The 15,952-nt window shown below is 68.4% G+C and carries 16 protein-coding genes; 8 read left to right on the top strand and 8 right to left on the bottom strand.

Annotated elements, in window-relative coordinates; genetic code table 11:
• Window positions 1–157: 157 nt before the first annotated feature.
• Genes ACZ54P_RS08180 through ACZ54P_RS08170 form a run of 3 tightly spaced genes read right to left on the bottom strand, consistent with a single transcriptional unit; the run spans window position 158 to window position 2,849 of the window.
• Window positions 158–904 (bottom strand): ABC transporter permease, encoded by a 747-nt coding sequence (locus ACZ54P_RS08180; protein WP_465460793.1) that lies wholly within the window; start codon window positions 902–904, stop codon window positions 158–160.
• Window positions 901–1,935, bottom strand: coding sequence for an alpha/beta hydrolase family protein (locus tag ACZ54P_RS08175; protein ID WP_465460792.1), 1,035 nt, complete (start codon window positions 1,933–1,935; stop codon window positions 901–903). Before ACZ54P_RS08175 ends, ACZ54P_RS08180 begins: the two co-directional genes overlap by 4 nt.
• A complete protein-coding gene (locus tag ACZ54P_RS08170) occupies window positions 1,932–2,849 on the bottom strand; it encodes an ABC transporter ATP-binding protein (RefSeq protein ID WP_465460791.1) in 918 nt (305 codons plus the stop codon). Before ACZ54P_RS08170 ends, ACZ54P_RS08175 begins: the two co-directional genes overlap by 4 nt.
• Window positions 2,850–2,984: 135 nt before the next feature.
• Here ACZ54P_RS08170 and ACZ54P_RS08165 point away from each other — a divergent pair, with 135 nt between their 5' ends.
• Window positions 2,985–3,773, top strand: coding sequence for an ion transporter (locus ACZ54P_RS08165; RefSeq protein WP_465460790.1), 789 nt, complete (start codon window positions 2,985–2,987; stop codon window positions 3,771–3,773).
• 4 nt (window positions 3,774–3,777) lie between these two features.
• On the opposite strand, the gene hrpB is transcribed toward ACZ54P_RS08165, so the two are convergent.
• Window positions 3,778–6,165 (bottom strand): ATP-dependent helicase HrpB, encoded by a 2,388-nt coding sequence (gene hrpB, locus ACZ54P_RS08160; RefSeq protein WP_465460789.1) that lies wholly within the window; start codon window positions 6,163–6,165, stop codon window positions 3,778–3,780.
• A complete protein-coding gene (locus tag ACZ54P_RS08155; protein WP_465460788.1) occupies window positions 6,162–6,989 on the bottom strand; it encodes a glutamate ABC transporter substrate-binding protein in 828 nt (275 codons plus the stop codon). Before ACZ54P_RS08155 ends, hrpB begins: the two co-directional genes overlap by 4 nt.
• A 91-nt stretch (window positions 6,990–7,080) precedes the next feature.
• Here ACZ54P_RS08155 and ACZ54P_RS08150 point away from each other — a divergent pair, with 91 nt between their 5' ends.
• Together ACZ54P_RS08150 and ACZ54P_RS08145 are read left to right on the top strand one after the other, a co-directional pair.
• Window positions 7,081–7,569 carry a MauE/DoxX family redox-associated membrane protein gene (locus ACZ54P_RS08150; RefSeq protein ID WP_465460865.1) on the top strand — a complete coding sequence of 163 codons (489 nt, stop codon included), beginning with the start codon at window positions 7,081–7,083 and terminating at the stop codon, window positions 7,567–7,569.
• 2 nt (window positions 7,570–7,571) lie between these two features.
• Window positions 7,572–8,369 carry a DsbA family protein gene (locus ACZ54P_RS08145; protein ID WP_465460787.1) on the top strand — a complete coding sequence of 266 codons (798 nt, stop codon included), beginning with the start codon at window positions 7,572–7,574 and terminating at the stop codon, window positions 8,367–8,369.
• A 73-nt stretch (window positions 8,370–8,442) separates the two neighbouring features.
• Here ACZ54P_RS08145 and ACZ54P_RS08140 read toward each other — a convergent pair whose 3' ends face one another.
• The 3 genes from ACZ54P_RS08140 to ACZ54P_RS08130 all read right to left on the bottom strand — a co-directional run bounded on the left by ACZ54P_RS08140 (window position 8,443) and on the right by ACZ54P_RS08130 (window position 11,170).
• On the bottom strand, window positions 8,443–9,327 hold the full coding sequence (locus ACZ54P_RS08140) for a LysR family transcriptional regulator (RefSeq protein ID WP_465460786.1): 885 nt from the start codon (window positions 9,325–9,327) through the stop codon (window positions 8,443–8,445).
• Between the two features lie 178 nt (window positions 9,328–9,505).
• Window positions 9,506–10,213 (bottom strand): RraA family protein, encoded by a 708-nt coding sequence (locus ACZ54P_RS08135; protein WP_465460785.1) that lies wholly within the window; start codon window positions 10,211–10,213, stop codon window positions 9,506–9,508.
• Window positions 10,214–10,222: 9 nt separating this feature from the next.
• Window positions 10,223–11,170 carry a hypothetical protein gene (locus ACZ54P_RS08130; protein WP_465460784.1) on the bottom strand — a complete coding sequence of 316 codons (948 nt, stop codon included), beginning with the start codon at window positions 11,168–11,170 and terminating at the stop codon, window positions 10,223–10,225.
• Between the two features lie 182 nt (window positions 11,171–11,352).
• On the opposite strand from ACZ54P_RS08130, the gene ACZ54P_RS08125 reads away from it, so the two are divergent.
• The 5 genes from ACZ54P_RS08125 to ACZ54P_RS08105 are packed head-to-tail and all read left to right on the top strand — an operon-like array spanning window position 11,353 to window position 15,932.
• Window positions 11,353–12,546, top strand: a complete 1,194-nt coding sequence (locus ACZ54P_RS08125; RefSeq protein WP_208616216.1) for a lipid-transfer protein — start codon at window positions 11,353–11,355, stop codon at window positions 12,544–12,546.
• Between the two features lie 17 nt (window positions 12,547–12,563).
• Window positions 12,564–12,995 carry a type II toxin-antitoxin system Rv0910 family toxin gene (locus tag ACZ54P_RS08120; protein WP_465460783.1) on the top strand — a complete coding sequence of 144 codons (432 nt, stop codon included), beginning with the start codon at window positions 12,564–12,566 and terminating at the stop codon, window positions 12,993–12,995.
• Window positions 12,992–13,837: a MaoC/PaaZ C-terminal domain-containing protein gene (locus tag ACZ54P_RS08115; RefSeq protein ID WP_465460782.1), complete on the top strand. Its 846-nt coding sequence runs from the start codon at window positions 12,992–12,994 to the stop codon at window positions 13,835–13,837. Before ACZ54P_RS08120 ends, ACZ54P_RS08115 begins: the two co-directional genes overlap by 4 nt.
• Window positions 13,838–13,848: 11 nt before the next feature.
• Window positions 13,849–14,718 (top strand): SDR family oxidoreductase, encoded by an 870-nt coding sequence (locus tag ACZ54P_RS08110; RefSeq protein WP_465460781.1) that lies wholly within the window; start codon window positions 13,849–13,851, stop codon window positions 14,716–14,718.
• A complete protein-coding gene (locus ACZ54P_RS08105; protein ID WP_465460780.1) occupies window positions 14,715–15,932 on the top strand; it encodes an acyl-CoA dehydrogenase family protein in 1,218 nt (405 codons plus the stop codon). The genes ACZ54P_RS08110 and ACZ54P_RS08105 overlap by 4 nt, the downstream gene beginning before the upstream one ends.
• Window positions 15,933–15,952: the final 20 nt, after the last annotated feature.

Below are 15,952 nucleotides of genomic sequence, written 5' to 3'. Positions count from 1 at the left end.
ACCTTTGCTATCGCCAGGGGTGCTGACCTGCGGTTATGGCTCAGAAGGAGCAGAGGACACAGTGGCCGCGTTGACCTGCAGAAAGAGAGCAAGGGACCTTTGCTCTCGCTCGCTTAGGCATGCTAAGTAAGCGAGAGTAAAGGTCCCTTGCTCTCCCTCAGGCGTCGCGGCGCCGGAGCACGGTGGAACCGGCCGCGAGACCGGCCGCCGCCCAAGCCGTACAGAGCGCGATGCCGACCCAAGGCGCGTAGGGCGCGACGCCGCCAAAGATCGGGTTCGGCTCGCCTGACGTGACCATGGCGTTGACGCCCGCGAAGCCGGGGAAGTAGTTCACGATGTCCTCCCCGCCGAGCGAGCCGGCGAACATCGGGATCATCACCAGCAGCACGAACACCGACACGATCGTCCCCGCGGTGCTCCGCAGTGCCGTCCCGAGGCCGAGGCAGAGCAGGCCCAGCAGCGCGAAGTAGCCGCCCATGCCCGCCGAGGTCGCCAGGACGTCGCCCACCGAAGAATCCCGCGCGGGGATCAGTGGCGCAGAGATCGCCACGCCGGCGAGGGTGTTCAGGACGCCGTAGCCGAACAGCACCGGCAGCAGGACGGCCGATTTCGCCGCGATGACCCGGTTGCGCACCGGGACCCACTGCAGGGTCGAGCGGATGCTGCCGCTGGCGTACTCGCTCGTGATGAACAGCGTCGCCAGCGCGACCACGGCGAACTGCGTGAGGTAGAACGCCGCTCCGGTCACCACGGCGTGCGGGGCCATCGAGCGTTCGACGCCGGAGTTCGCGGCCAGGCCCAGCGCGCCGGAGTAGGCGAGCATCAGCACGACTCCGCTGATCAGGCACCACCAGGTGGAGCGGACCGACCAGAACTTGGTCCATTCCGAAGAGATCGTGTTCATCGCGCGCTCCACTGCTTGAAGAAGGCGGTCAGCCGGTCGCGGAAGAAGTCCAGCGCTTCCCGGGAATCGATCGAGCCGTACTGGTTGCGGACGAAATCGGCGGGCAGCGAGGCTCGCAGGCCCAGCTGATCTGTCAGGATCGCGCTGTCGGTCACCGAGGAGTGGCCGCTGTTTTCGAGCAGGTACCGCTCCTTCGGCCCAGTGAGCCGCGGCCAGGTCTCGTCCCAGCTCGGGCTGTAGTACTTCTCGCCGAGCGGGCTGGCCAGCAGCAGGATCGGCCGGTCGAGGGAAACGGTGCCGAAGAACGGGCCGTCGACGTTCACGCCCGCCCTGATCCGCCGGTCGGCGACCATGGCCGTGGCGGTGGCCGAACCACCGGCGGAATGCCCGGCCATCCCGATCTTCGTGGCGTCGATCGACCAGCGCCGGTCCTTCACCAGGGTGTCGATGACAAACGAGGTGTCGATCGCACGGTTCGCGATCGCGGCGGGCCAGGGGTCGTTCGGTCGCCCACAAGCGACGCACTGGCGGAGCCCGTCGGGAAATTCCGTCGCCCAGGCTTCGTAGGCGTGGTCGATCCCGGCGACCACGAATCCTTGCGCCGCAAGACGTTCGGCGACCGCGGTCAGGGTGACCCGGTTGTTTCCCGCGCCCGGCGAAAGCAAGACCAAGGGACGACGCCCGGGCAGCGAAGGCGCGTTCTCCCTCGAGTGAACCCGTACCTTGCTCAGCGCGTCCGGCGGCAGGTCGAGCTTCCGTCCGGCGACCGCCGCCGCCGACTCCGCGTGGGTCATGTACAGCGGCGCGCGCCCGACCGGAACGGCCGGGTACCAGACGCTGACCATCAGTTCGCGCCGTTTCTCGGGCACCCAGGGGTCGGCTCGGTGCTGGTCGGTGAGATGCAGCGTGCGCATCCCGATCGGCATCGGGCCACCCGGCGTGGGCAGCGACAGATTCGGTGAGGCCGACGCGGCCGCCGGCACCCCCAGCAGGCCGGCGATCATCGCCACCAGGACCATGAGTGACTTCATGCCGCGACTCCCGTTCCGTATTCGACCGACGACGCGGTCAATTCCATGTAGGCCTGCTCCAGCGACGCGGTCTGTTCGGTCAGCCCGTGCACGCGGATCCCGAGTTCGTGCACCGCGTCGCCGACGAGGTGTACGGGCAGGTCGTGCACGATCAGTTCGTCCCGATCGGCTTCCGTGCTCGCACCGAGTGCGCGCAGACGCTGTTCGAGCGCACGCAGCTCGGCGGGAGCGGGTACCCGCACCGCGACCGACGTCCGCGAATTGCCCGCGATGAATTCGTCGACCGGCGCGTCGGCGAGCAGCTTTCCCTTGCCGATGACGACCAGCCTGTCGGCGGTCAGCTGCATCTCGCTCATCAGGTGGCTCGACACGAACACCGTGCGGCCCTCCGCGGCGAGTGATCGCATCAGTTGCCGGACCCAGCGGACACCGTCAGGGTCGAGGCCGTTGACCGGCTCGTCGAACATCAGCACACCGGGGTCGCCCAGCAGGGCGCCGGCGATGCCGAGCCGCTGCCCCATCCCGAGCGAGAACGTCCCGGCTCGTTTGCCCGCGACGTCGGTGAGGCCGACCGTCGCGAGCACTTCGTCCACCCGGCTCGCCGGGATCCCGTTGCTGCGCGCCATCGCCAGGAGGTGCTTGCCCGCGCTCCGGCCAGGGTGCAGCGCCTTGGCTTCCAGCAACGCGCCGACCTCACACAGCGGATACCGCAGGTCCGCGTACTTCTTGCCGTCGATGCGGACCTCTCCGGCGCTCGGTGCGTCGAGGCCGAGCGTCATCCGCATGGTCGTCGACTTCCCGGCGCCGTTGGGACCGAGGAAACCGGTCACCTTGCCCGGCTCGACGGCGAAGGTCAGCCCGTCGACGACCGTCTTCTCGCCATAGCGCTTCGTGAGTCCTCGAAGCGTGATCATCCGCGTCCTCCTTCGTGTGATGCCAGTTTCCGGCGTGGAGGCCCGCGCGGGCATTGCCCCGAAGTCATCGGTCACCCCTTACTTTCGGCAGGTGCCGTTCGGCACGAGTCAGCGCGGAAAGGCACAATCGGCGCCATGACCACCCGTGGACAACGGCGCGTGAATCCGCTCGACCTGGTGATGCTCGCACTCGCCGTGTTCTCCGTAGGGCTGCTCGTGTATGTGACGTTCTTCCCGCATTCGGACGAGACGGCGCATCGCGTGTTCATCATCGACACGACGGTGTGCGGGATCTTCGCGCTGGAATTCCTATGGCGGTGGCGGAGCACCGGCTGGGAAAAGCGGTTCCCGCTGCGCAACTGGTACGAAATCCTCGGCATGATCCCCATCGCGCATCCCGCGCTGCGCGGGTTCCGGTTGCTGCGGATCATCGTGGTGCTGATCCGGCTCGCGCGGACGGCGGACCGCGCTTTCGGGGAGCGGTTCACGCAGCGGCTGGTCGAACGCCTGTCGCGGCCGATCGTGCTGGCGATCAAGAAGCCGATCACGATCGCGGTACTCGACGAGGTCGTCAAGGTGCTGGAAACCGGGAACTACCCGCAGAACCTCGCGCGTTCACTCGGCGAAAACCAGACCCTGCTCCGGGGGATCATCGCCGAGAAACTGAAAAACGATCCGCAGGCGGGACGGCTTTCGAAGCTGCCGTTCCACGACGAGGTGGTCCGTTCGGTGATCGACACCGCGATGCGCGTGATCCTCGAAGTACTGACCGATCCGCGGACCGACGAGTTCTTCGCGCATGTCGTGCGGGAGAACCGGGAGCAGATCCGCAGCGCGGTACAACTGGGGCTGAGCGAGCAACTGGACGACGAGGAGCTGGCGGAGCGGCTGCCGACCCGGCCTCAGCACCAGATGATGGACTGACCGGTCAGGAGCCGCGCCGCGTGGTCCGCCGGGTGGGAGCGGCGCTCAGCGGGTCGTCCGGCCAGGGATGCTTCGGGTACCGCCCGCGGAGATCGGCCCGCACGGCCGCATAACCGTTGCGCCAGAACGATTCCAGATCGGCGGTGACCGCGGCGGGCCGTCCGGCGGGGGAAAGCAGATGCAGGACGACGGGGACCCCCGCCAGTTCCGGTGTCGCGAGCCAGCCGAAGGTCTCCTGCAGTTTCACGGCCAGCACCGGCTGCTCACCCGAGTAGTCGACCCGGATCCGCGAACCCGACGGGACCTCCAGCCGGTCCGGCGCCAGTTCGTCCAATCGCGACGCTTCGGGCCACGGCAGCAGGCCGCGCAGCGCGGCACCCGCGTCAATCGACGCCAGGTCCGATCGGCGGCGGGCGGAGCCGAGGTCGAGCCAAGAGTCCAAAGTGGACAAAAGAGCCGCTTCGTCGACCGCGGGCCAAGGTGAACCCACCACCCGATGCAGGAAGAACAGCCGCTCACGGAGTCGTCGCCCGTCTTCGGACCAGCGCAGGAGGCCGAGCCCTTCGGTGCGCAATCCCTCCAGCAGCGCGGCGCGAAGCGCGTCCGGCGCGGGCGAGCGCAGCGGTTTCTCCGACAGCACGATCGCTCCGAGCCGTCGTATCGAACGCGCCACGACGTCCCCGTGGGACCAGTGCACTTCGTCGGCCGAGGAGACCAGATTCGGTGCCGCGCGGACGGCGAGGTTCTCGTCGGCGGGCGCGGCCAGCCGGATGATGCCCTGGGCGCGGCCGGGATCGCGGGTCGCTTCGGCCACCGCCAGCCATTCGACGTCGGCCAGTCCGCTGCCGCGCGGCAGTTCCGCCGCCGTGCCACCGGCCATCAAATAGACCGGTGTACCCGCGGAACGCCGTCGGGCGAGCCGTTCGGGATGCGCCAGCGCGACGATCAGCGCGGGGTCGGGCGCGCCGCCGCCGTCGGGCACCAGCCTGGAAAGCCGTCGCACGTCGGACTTCCAACGGTCGTCGCCCCGTACACGCCGTAGTTCGGCCTCGAGGTCGGTCAGCGTGCCGCCACTGTCGAGCAGCGCGACGACCTCGGCGGCCGAACGCGCGTTGGTCCGCGCCGCGCCGTCCAGCAGTGCCCGCGCCAGGCGCGGATGCAGGCCGAGTTCGGCCATCTTCCGGCCGCGTTCGGTCACCGTGCCGTCTTCCGCGGTCGCGCCGAGCGTCGTCAGCAGCGCGCGACCGGCGGCGAGCGCGCCTTCCCCGGGCGGGTCCCACCAGGCGAGCCCGGAACCGTCCGGAGTGGACCAGCACGCGAGCTCCAAAGCGAACCGGGCCAGTTCGGCCGTGCGGATTTCGGGTTCGGGGTAGGCAGGCAGAGAACCCTGTTCGTGCGCGGCCCAGCATCGGTAGGCGCGCCCAGGCGCTTCCCGTCCGGCCCGGCCGGCGCGCTGCTCCGCGACAGCCGCCGAAACGCGGACCGTGGCCAGCCCCGGCAGGCCACGCCGATGATCGACACGGGGTACGCGGGACAGTCCGCAGTCCACCACCGCGCGTACGCCGGGAACGGTCAGGCTGGACTCGGCGACCGACGTCGAGAGCACCACCCGGCGACGGGCACGCGGTCGCAGCGCGTCGTCCTGGCTCGCCACCGAAAGCCGTCCGTGCAGTGGCAGCACGTCGGCGTCCAGGTCGCTGAGCCGTCCGCTCACCCTGGCGATTTCGCCGACGCCGGGCAGGAACGCGAGGACGTCACCGTCCCCTTCGGACAGTGCTTTGTGGATCGCACGGGCCACGGTCGCCTCGATCCGCTCGCCGCGCGCGGGTGGCTCATACGAGACGTCGACCGGATAGGTCCGTGCCCGCGCGATGATCACCGGCGCGTCCCCGAGCAGGGCGGCCAGCCGCCCGGCCGCCACGGTGGCCGATGTCGCGAGCAGGCGCAGGTCGTCCCGCAGCCCGGCGCGCACGTCCAGCAGCAGCGCGAGCAGGAGGTCCGCGTCGAGGTGGCGCTCGTGGCATTCGTCGAGCAGCACGGTCGAAACCCCGGGAAGTTCGGGGTCGCCCTGCACCCGCCGGACCAGCAACCCGGAAGTGACCACTTCGATCCGCGTCGAAGACGACACCTTTCGGTCTCCGCGCACCGAATAACCGACGGTCTCGCCGACCCGTTCGCCCAGCAGGGACGCCATCCGCGCCGCCGCGGCCCGTGCGGCCAGCCGCCTCGGTTCGGCGACGATCACCCGGCCTTCGCCGTCGTCCAGCGCGAGCGGCACCAAGGTGGTCTTGCCGGTGCCAGGGGGCGCGACGAGTACCGCGGTGCCGTGCGTGTCGAGGGCGGCCAGGAGTTCGGGCAGGACGGCGCGAACCGGCAGATCGGGAAGGGTCACTGCTCGGTGACCTGCGGTGGAGGCGGGATCCGGTAACCGGACGGGCCGATGTTGCGGTTCAGCGACGCGAGCCACTCGCCGGACGAGATCATCTTCTGGATGGCCCTGGCCACCGCCGCCCGCCCTTCGTTGTCGCCCTTGCGCAGGCCGACGCCGTATTTCTCGGCGGAGAACGGCTTGCCGACGACCCTCAGCAACTCCGGATTCTGCGCGACGTATCCGGCCAGGATGACGTCGTCGGTCGTCACCGCGTCGACCTGCCCCGCGAGCAACGCCGTGACGCAATCCTGATAGCGCGGATATTCGACGAGCTGGACGGCCTGGGCGAACTTGTCGCGCACCTGCTCGGCCGAGGTGGTGCCGCCCACGGCGCACAGTTTGCGGCCGTTGAGGTTCTCCGGGCCGGTGATGTCGGTCGACCGGAGACGGACCAGCAGATCCTGGCCGGTTTCGAAATAGGGTCCGGCGAAGGCGACCACCTGTTTGCGTTTCTCGGTGATCGAGTAGGTCGCCACCATCAGATCCGTGAGCCCGGATGTTATGTCCGTCTCACGGGTCGACGGTCGGCTGTCGTGCCAGGTGATGCGATCCGCGTCGACACCCAATTCGCTCGCGACGTACTTGGCTACGTCGACGTCGAAACCGACGTAGCGGCCGTCGACCGTCCGTTTGGAAAGCCCCGGCTGGTCGAAGCGGATGCCGATGGTGAGTTCGTTGGCTCCGACGGCGCGGGCGACGAGCGAATCCGCCGGACCGGCCTCCGGTCCGCAGGCCGCCGTGGTGACCAGCAGCAAGCAAGCCGCCAGCAGGGCACGTCCCCTCATCGGGTGCCTCCGTCCGCCGCCTCACCTTGTTCTCAGGGTTGCCCGTTAGCCTAGGCCCGTGCGTAGACCGCCCCAAGTCGTACTCGACGCCGTGGGCACCCTTGCCCGGCTCGGACTCGCCGCCGTCTGGTTGATTTCCGGAGCGCTGAAGATCAGCGATCCGGGGCAGACCTACATCGCGGTGCAGGCGTTCGACGTCCTGCCGGACGGGCTCGTCCGCCCGGTCGCGATCGGGATGCCGCTCGTCGAACTGGCGCTCGGCCTGTTCCTGCTCGCCGGGTTCGTGACCCGCTGGGTGTCGGTGCTGTCGGTGCTGCTGCTCGCCGTGCTCATCGCCGCGATCGCCCAATCCTGGGCGCGCGGGCTGAGCATCGACTGCGGCTGCTTCGGCGGTGGCGGTCAGATCGCCGCGGATCAGACGCAGTATCCGCAGGAGATCGCCAGGGACCTCGGGTTCGCGCTGCTGGGCGTCTGGTTGATCGTCCGGCCGCGGACCTGGTTCTCCGTGGACGGCTGGCTCGGGAACTCTCGTGCCCCCGCGGACGACGACTATGTGGGTATCGCTGAAGGGAACGAATAATCGTGGGTGGAGCTGAGCGCAACGCTCGGAAACGCAAGCAGCAGCAGACGTCGGCGCGCTCGGTGGCACAGGCCAGGGGCGTCGCCGGCGGCGACAAGAAGAAGGTCGTCGCGATCACGGTCGCCGTGGTCGTACTCGCCGCGCTGGTGATCGGTGGCGTCATCTGGACGACGTCCAGCAAGGACAGCACCGAGGGGAAGGTGATCCAGCCGCAGGCGTCGGCGACGGTCGCGCCCGGTGTCGTCCAAAAGCGTGACGGGGCCGTCGTGGTCGTCGGCAAGCCGGAGGCGAAGAAGACGATCGACGTCTACGCCGACTTCCTCTGCCCGATCTGCAAGCAGTTCGAGGAGAAGTTCAAGGACCAGATCCAGGAGCAGGTCAACAACGGCGTCCTGCAGGTCCGCTATCACATGCTGCCGATGCTCAACCAGCGCTCCGACCCGCCGGGGTACTCGATGGACTCCGCCAACGCCTCGCTCGCCGCGGCCGACGCCGGCAAGTTCCTCGCCTTCCACGACGCGCTGTTCAAGGACCAGCCGCAGGAAGGCGGACGCGGGTTCGACAAGGGGCAGCTGATCAAGCTCGGCCAGGACGTCGGCATCACCGACCCGGCTTTCGCCACGGCGGTCAACACCGGTGTCTACGAGCAGCAGATCCAGGACGCGTACAAGAAGACCTCCACGGATCCGTCCTTGCAGCAGGACTTCGGCAATGGGCCCGGTTTCGGCACGCCGACCGTCGCTTCGAACGGCCAGGTCGTGAAGCTCGAGGCCGACTGGGTGCAGAAGGTCGTCGGCTAGTTTCACGCTGGTCGGGGGCGGTGGGCGGGGCCGGGTGATAGCAAAGGTCCCTTGCTCCCTTTTTCCGCGGGAGTCAGGGGCGGGCGGAGGAGGCGACGTTCGCGAAGGCCTGTACGCGCGCTGTCTCGGCGGAGCGCGGCCAGACGAGGCCCCACTCGACGTCGGGTGAGCCCGCGAAGGGCACGAAGCGGATTCGCGGGTGGCTGAAGTACTCCTGCGCGTGCGCGGCGAGGGGACAGATCCCGGCGCCGGTGGCGATCGCGGCGAGCAGTTCCTGAAAGGTCGCGAACGGCTTGCCCCGGGTCACCGGATGTCCGGCCGGGGTCAGCCACTGCCTCGGCTCCTCGACCCAGTACGGCTCCGGCGGATGCGCCGCGCGGAGGACGGTGTCCCTGGCGAGATCGTCCAGAGTCACCGACTTCCGGTGCGCGAACGGGTGTTTCGACGACACCGCGAGCACCATCGGTTCGCGGTACACGGCCGGACCGGTGGTGAGATCGGCTTCGTCGGCCGGAAGCAGGGTCACCAGGACGTCGATCTCGCCCGAGCGCAGCATCGCGACCGGGTCGGCGAAATCCGCCTCCCGGATCAGCAAGTCCGTTTCCGGGTAACGCTGCCGGAAGCGGTCCAGCAGGCTCTCGGTGAGGTCGGCGACGCCGGGTGCCTCGAAGCCCAGCCGGAGGACGCCACCTATCCCGCGTCCGGCGGTGACCGCGCGTTCGATGCCTTCGTGCAGCGCGCGGTAGGCGGGCCCGAGGTCGTCCCGCAGCCGCCTGCCGATCGGCGTGAGCTGGACCCGCCTGCTGGTGCGGGCGAACAGAGGTGCGCCGATCCGGCGCTCCACCTGCTTGATCGTCTGGCTCACCCGGGCCTGCGAGACATGCAGCCGTTCGGCGGTGCGGCCGAAATGCAGCTCGTCGGCCAGCGTCAGGAAGATCTCGATGTCCCGCAGTTCCATAATCCCGAGGTTATCGATCCGGTGGCGTATGAGTCACCGCGCCGTGAAGGCCTCCTTGCCTACCTTGAGAGTAGGGAAGGAGGCCTTCACGGACCAGGCTCCGACCTGTCACCTTTGCCGCACCCCTCAATGACCTCACTTACCACTCAAGACCAGCGGCGATAGCAAAGGTCCCTTGCTACTCCTCGATGGCGCCGCCGACCGCCCGCAGGTGCTCCCGGAACGTCAGCGAAGGTGACTTCTCGCGCTCCACGAGGAAGTCGGCGAAGCGCACCTGTTCGCGAAGCGTCTCTCCGGCTCGGATCCGCTCGGCTTGCCGCCGTTCGGTGTCGCGGATGGCTTCCGCCCGGTCCAGGACCTCGTCGGCGCGGTCGGCCGGGACGAACAGCACGCCGTCCTCGTCACCGAACACGAAGTGGTCCCGGGTCACCGTCCACTCCCCGACGACGGCCGATTCCAGTGCGCCGTCCGGGCGGGCGGAGACCGAGAGCGGGCCGGTCGGGATCGAGCCGAGACTGAACACCGGCAGGCCGATCTTCTTGATGTCGGCGGTGTCGCGGTGCAGGCCCCAGATGACGACGCCGCTCATCCCGGCCGCCTCCGCTTCGAGGACCGCGAGGTCTCCGACGCAGCTTTCGTCGAGCCTGCCGCCGTTGTCGACGACCAGGACGTCGCCGGGGTTCGCGGTTTCGTACGCCTCCAGGAAGACGTCGACGCTGCCGACGTGCCGGGCGGGGGTGACCCGCCCGGCGACGCGGCTGCCGGGCACGATCGCGTGCGTTCCGGCCGGCGCGCAGCGGACCGGGACGCCGGCGCGGACGCAGCCGTCGGTCAGATGCGCGGTGGTCAGCAGGGAAAACCGCTGCCGAAGCTCCTCGGGATCCATCCCCCGACCTTAGCCACGGCGCCACACCACGGGCGTGTCGTAAGGCCCGTGCTCCGGGAGGGCGCCCGCGACTTCCCCGTTCTCGCCCGCGATAGTGGCGCAGCCGCGGGACGGCGCGGGAAGCGTCTCGACCTGGCCGCCGAGTGACCACACGGCGGGAATCGTCGAATAGTCCGGGGTTCTCATACAACCCACCACCTGTCCCGAGCTGGTGAGCGCGTTCGCCGTCATGCCGCTTGGCACCGGTACGGAGGTGTCGAAAGCGGTCCACACCCGGGGGCCGCCTTCGAGGTCGGCCAGTACCTTGCCGCCCCGGATCGCGAGGGCGCGTGACTCACGGATGCCGTCGGGGAGCACGAGCTGCCGCGCCACCCCGTCCTTCCAGAGCCAGGTACCGCCGACCTGTTCCTGCATCAGGATCGTGCCGTCGTGGTCGACGTCCACCGGGCTGAGCAGCGGCGGGGAGTCCAACCGCACCGGGTGCGCGCGGTCGCCGCCCGGCCAGAACGCCGCCCAGGAGCCGTATCGCGGGTCGTTGAACACCGTGCCGACGATGTCGCCGCGGTCGTTGATGCCGGTGACCCGAGTCTGGGAGTAGCCCGGCACGTTCTCCAGGACCTGGAACGCGCCGTTCTCGAAGACGAACGAGCGCCTGGTCCGGGTGGAGATCGCGTAACTGTTGAGGAGAACGGTCCCCGACGCGTTCTCGTCCATGGTGTCGACGGTGTTGTAGCCCGCCGGGATGCCGTGGTTGTGGACGGCCCCGCCGGACCAGGTGAGCAGACCGCCGTCGAAGTGTCCCGCGTAGCTTCCGGCGCCGTCGGTGGCCACGAGCCGAAGAGCGTCGCCGCCGGGCGTGGGCAGGTAACTCATCGTCCAATCGCTCGCCGATGCCGTGCCCGCCGACAGCAGTCCGGCGGCGACGGTCGCGGCCAGGACCATGCTCGTTCTTCTCATCGAATACCCCCTATGAGTGGTGTTTGTCCTGTTTAACGGGGGCGGGAGCCGCCTGTCTGCGTCACCTGACACGCAACGTGCCCTAAGTAACATCCGTGCAGTCCTGTATGTAAGGGGTTGATAAATACAGTCCTGTCTGTATCTTCAGAGGCGGCAGCGACCCGGCAAGGGCAAGGAGCGTCGTGGTGGGCAACAAGGTGTACGTCGTCGGCGTCGGCATGACGAAATTCGAGAAACCCGGCCGCCGCGAGGGCTGGGACTACCCGCAGATGGCGAAGGAGTCCGGGACCAAGGCGCTCGAAGACGCCGGGATCTCCTTCGACGAGGTACGGCAGGCCTACGTCGGCTACGTCTACGGCGAGTCGACCTCGGGGCAGCGGGCGGTCTACGAACTGGGCATGACCGGCATCCCGGTGGTCAACGTCAACAACAACTGCTCGACCGGGTCGACCGCGCTCTACCTGGCCGCGGAAGCGATCCGGGGCGGTCGCGCGGACTGCGTGCTCGCGCTCGGTTTCGAGAAGATGCAGCCGGGGTCGCTCGGTTCGACCTACGACGACCGCGAACAGCCGATGGGCAGGCACCTCCAGGCGCTCGCGGAGATCTCCGAGGTGCTGTTCCCGCCCGCGCCGTGGATGTTCGGCGCGGCGGGCCGCGAGCACATGAAGACCTACGGGACGACCGCCGAGCACTTCGCCAAGATCGGCGAGAAGAACCATCGGCATTCGGTGAACAACCCGTACGCCCAGTTCCAGGAAAGCTATTCGCTGCAGGACATCCTCGACTCGCGGATGATCTACGACCCGCTCACGAAGCTCCAGTGCTCGCCGACCTCGGACGGTTCGGGCGCCGCGATCCTGGCCAGTGAGTCCTTTGTGGACTCACATGGCCTGGCGGGGCAGGCGGTCGAGATCGTCGGACAGGCGATGACCACCGACTTCGCGAGCACCTTCGACGGCACCGCGAAGAACATCATCGGCTACGACATGAACGTCCAGGCCGCGCGCCAGGTGTACGACCAGGCCGGGCTCGGCGCCGAAGACTTCCAGGTCATCGAACTGCATGACTGCTTCTCCGCCAACGAACTCCTGCTCTACGAAGCGCTGGGACTCTGCGCCGAAGGGGAAGCCGGGAAGCTGGTCGACTCCGGGGACACCACCTATGGCGGCAAGTGGGTCGTCAACCCGTCCGGCGGGCTGATCTCCAAGGGACATCCGCTCGGCGCCACCGGTCTCGCGCAGTGCGCCGAGCTGACCTGGCAGCTCCGCGGTACCGCGGACAAGCGCCAGGTGGACGGCGTCGAAGCCGCACTGCAACACAACATCGGACTCGGCGGCGCCGCCGTCGTCACCGCCTACCAGCGCGCCGAGCGCTGATCCCGAAAGGAACAACCATGGGCAAGATCAGTGCCTCCGTCGAACTCCCCGCCGCTCCCGACAAGGTGTGGGCGGAGTTCTCCAACCCCAACAACTTCGAGAAGTGGCTGACCATTCACACCAAGTGGAAGGGCGAGGTCCCGGCCGAATTCTCGAAAGGCGCGCAGGCTTCCGAAGTCGTCACGATGCTCGGGATGCCGAACACGATCACCTGGACCGTCGACGAGTTCGAGGCGCCGTCGAAGCTGGCGATCTCCGGGACCGGGATGGCCGGGGTGAAGGTCAAGTTCGAGCTGTCCGTGGAGCCGTCCGGGGAGGGATCGCTCGCGAGCATCGACGCCGAGTTCGCCGGACAGATGATCGTGGGCGCGCTCGGCAAGGCCGTCGAGAAGGACGGCAAGAAGAACCTCGACGCGTCGCTGGAGAACTTCAAGGCGCTGGTCGCGTGACCGAGGACCGGTTCGATCCCGGCGGGCTCGGCAAGTGGACCGACGAGTCCCGGTTCGAGGTGACCCGCGAGCGGCTGATCGAATACGCGAAGGCCACCAACGACCCGATCCCGGCGCATCTCGCCGGGGACGTCGCGAGCCCGGTGTTCGCGATCGTGCCCGTGTTCGAGTCACTGATGGAACCCGCGCTGGAGGTCGTGCCGGTCGGGTTGTTCGGCCGGATCGTGCACGGGGAACAGGAATTCCGGTTCCACCGGCCGATCCGTCCCGGCGACAAGCTCGTGTCGCGGGCGCGGATGACCGGCTACGAGGGCCTGCCGAACGGCACGCGCGGCACCATCCACCTCGAATGCCGCACCGAGGACGGCGACCTGGTCAACGAGCAGTACGTGACGTTGTTCGTGCGCGGGTTCGACACCGGCGAGACACGCGGCGAACTCGGGCCGGAGCACAAGTTCGACGACACACTGCGCTCGCAGGCACCGGTGGCGAAGGTCAGCCAGCACGTCGACGACGACCAGACCTACCGGTACGCGCCCGCCGCGGGCGATCCGATGCCGATCCACCTCGACGAAGAGGTCGCGAAGGATTCGGGGCTGCCAGGCATCATCGCGCACGGCCTGTGCACCATGGCGTTCACCTCGTGGGCACTGCTGACCGAGGTCGCCGGGTCCGATGTGGACAGACTGAAGCGGTTCGCCGTCCGGTTCGCCAAGCCGGTGCTGCCAGGGCAAGACCTCACGACGTCCATCTGGCGCGCGGGCGCCGGAAGCTACGCGTTCGAAACCACCGTCGGCGAAACCGTCGTGCTCAAAGACGGTCTCGCGGAATTCGCGGAGTAGGAGCAAAAGCCATGGGAGCACTCGACGGGCGGGTCGCCGTCATCACCGGCGCCGGACGCGGGATCGGCCGCGAGCACGCGCTGCTGTTCGCGCGGGAGGGCGCGAGCGTCGTGGTCAACGACCTCGGCGGGGCGAACGACGGCAGCGGGGCCGACACCGGTCCGGCGCAGGAGGTCGTCGACGAGATCCGTTCGGCGGGTGGCAAGGCCGTGGCGAACACGGCCAACGTCGCCGACTGGGCGGGCGCGGAGGAGCTGGTCGCGCAGGCGGTGGGTGAGTTCGGCAGGCTGGACGTCGTCGTGAACAACGCGGGCATCCTGCGCGACGCCTTCATCGCCGGGATGGAGGAGTCCCAGTGGGATTCCGTGCTCGCCGTGCATCTGAAGGGGCACGCGGCGGTGCTGCGGCACGCGGCGGCGTACTGGAAGTCGGCGAGCAAGGCCGGTGAGCAGGTGGCCGGTTCGGTGATCAACACCGCGTCGGCGTCCGGGACCACGTTGCCGAACGCGGGACAAGCGAACTACGGCGCGGCGAAGGCGGGCATCGCCGCGTTGACGCTGGTCGCGGCCGAGGAACTGGAACGCTACGGCGTCCGGGTCAACGCGATCGCGCCGATCGCGCGTACCCGGCTCACCCTGGCGACGCCGGGCATGGGCGCGATCTTCGCGCAGGAGGTCGAAGAAGGGGAGTTCGACGCGTTCTCTCCGGCCAACATCTCGCCGCTCGTGGCCTACCTCGCCACCGAGAAGTGCCCGCTCACCGGCAAAGTGTTCGCGGTGCAGGGCGGCGCGATCTCGGAACTCGCGGGCTGGCACGACGTCAAGGTGATCGAAACCGAGGAAGCCTGGACGATCGACGACATCTCGGCCAGGTTGCCGTGATCGAGTGGTCCGAGACCGAACTGCTGATCCGGGACGCGATCCGCGAGTTCGTCGACAAGGAGATCCGGCCGCAGCTGGACGCGCTGGAAAGCGGCACGCTGCCGCCGTACGACATCATCCGCAAGATGTTCGCCTCCTTCGGCATCGACGCGCTCGCGCGGGAATCGGTGTCGAAGCTGCTGGCGAAGTCACCTGGGTCCGGGTCGGGTGGCGGCTTGGCGTTCGGTGGGCAGGAGGCGATGGCCCTCATCGCGGTGAGCGAACTGGCCGGGGTCAGCCTCGGCATCGTCGCCTCGCTCGGGGTGAGCATCGGGCTGACCGCGCAGACGATCTTGACGAAGGGCACGCAGGCGCAGAAGGAACGCTGGCTGCCCGGGCTGGCGACCTTCGAGAAGGTCGGCGCGTGGGCGATCACCGAACCCGACTCCGGCTCGGACGCTTTCGGCGGGATGAAGACGTCGGTGCGGCGTGACGGCGACGAGTACGTCCTCAATGGACAGAAGACGTTCATCACCAACGGCCCGTACGCCGACACGATCATCGTGTACGCGAAGCTCGACGAGGGCGACGGCGCGGCCGTCCGCGACCGCAAGGTGCTGACGTTCGTGCTGGACAAGGGCATGCCCGGGCTCACGCAGGGCAAGCCGTTCAAGAAGATGGGCATGATGTCGTCGCCGACCGGCGAGCTGTTCTTCAGCGACGTCCGGCTCGGGCGGGACAGGCTGCTCGGTGAATCCGAGACCGGCCGTGACGGTGACAGCAAGGCCGAGGTGAAGTCCGGGTTCGCCGTCGAGCGGATCGGGGTCGCGGCGCTGGCGCTCGGGATCATCAACGAATGCCACCGGCTTTGCGTGGACTACGCGAAGAACCGGAAGCTGTGGGGTCAGGAGATCGGGCGGTTCCAGCTGATCCAGCTCAAGCTGGCGAAGATGGAGGTCGCGCGGATCAACGTGCAGAACATGGTGTTCCAGCTGATCGAGACACTGCGCGCGGGCAAGATGCCGACGCTGGCCGAGGCTTCGGCGATGAAGCTGTACTCGTCGGAGGCCGCCACCGAAGTCGCGATGGAGGCCGTGCAGTTGTTCGGCGGCAACGGGTACATGGCCGAATACCGGGTCGAGCAGCTGGCGCGGGACGCGAAGTCGCTGATGATCTACGCGGGGAGCAACGAGATCCAGGTGACGCACATCGCGAAGGGCCTGCTGGGTCGCTGAGCGCCAGAGTGTCATGAGGG

The sequence above is a fragment of the Amycolatopsis sp. NPDC034160 genome (assembly GCF_055575355.1).
Note: the sequence above shows the minus strand (reverse complement) of the source record. Positions and strands in the feature narration are given on the sequence as shown.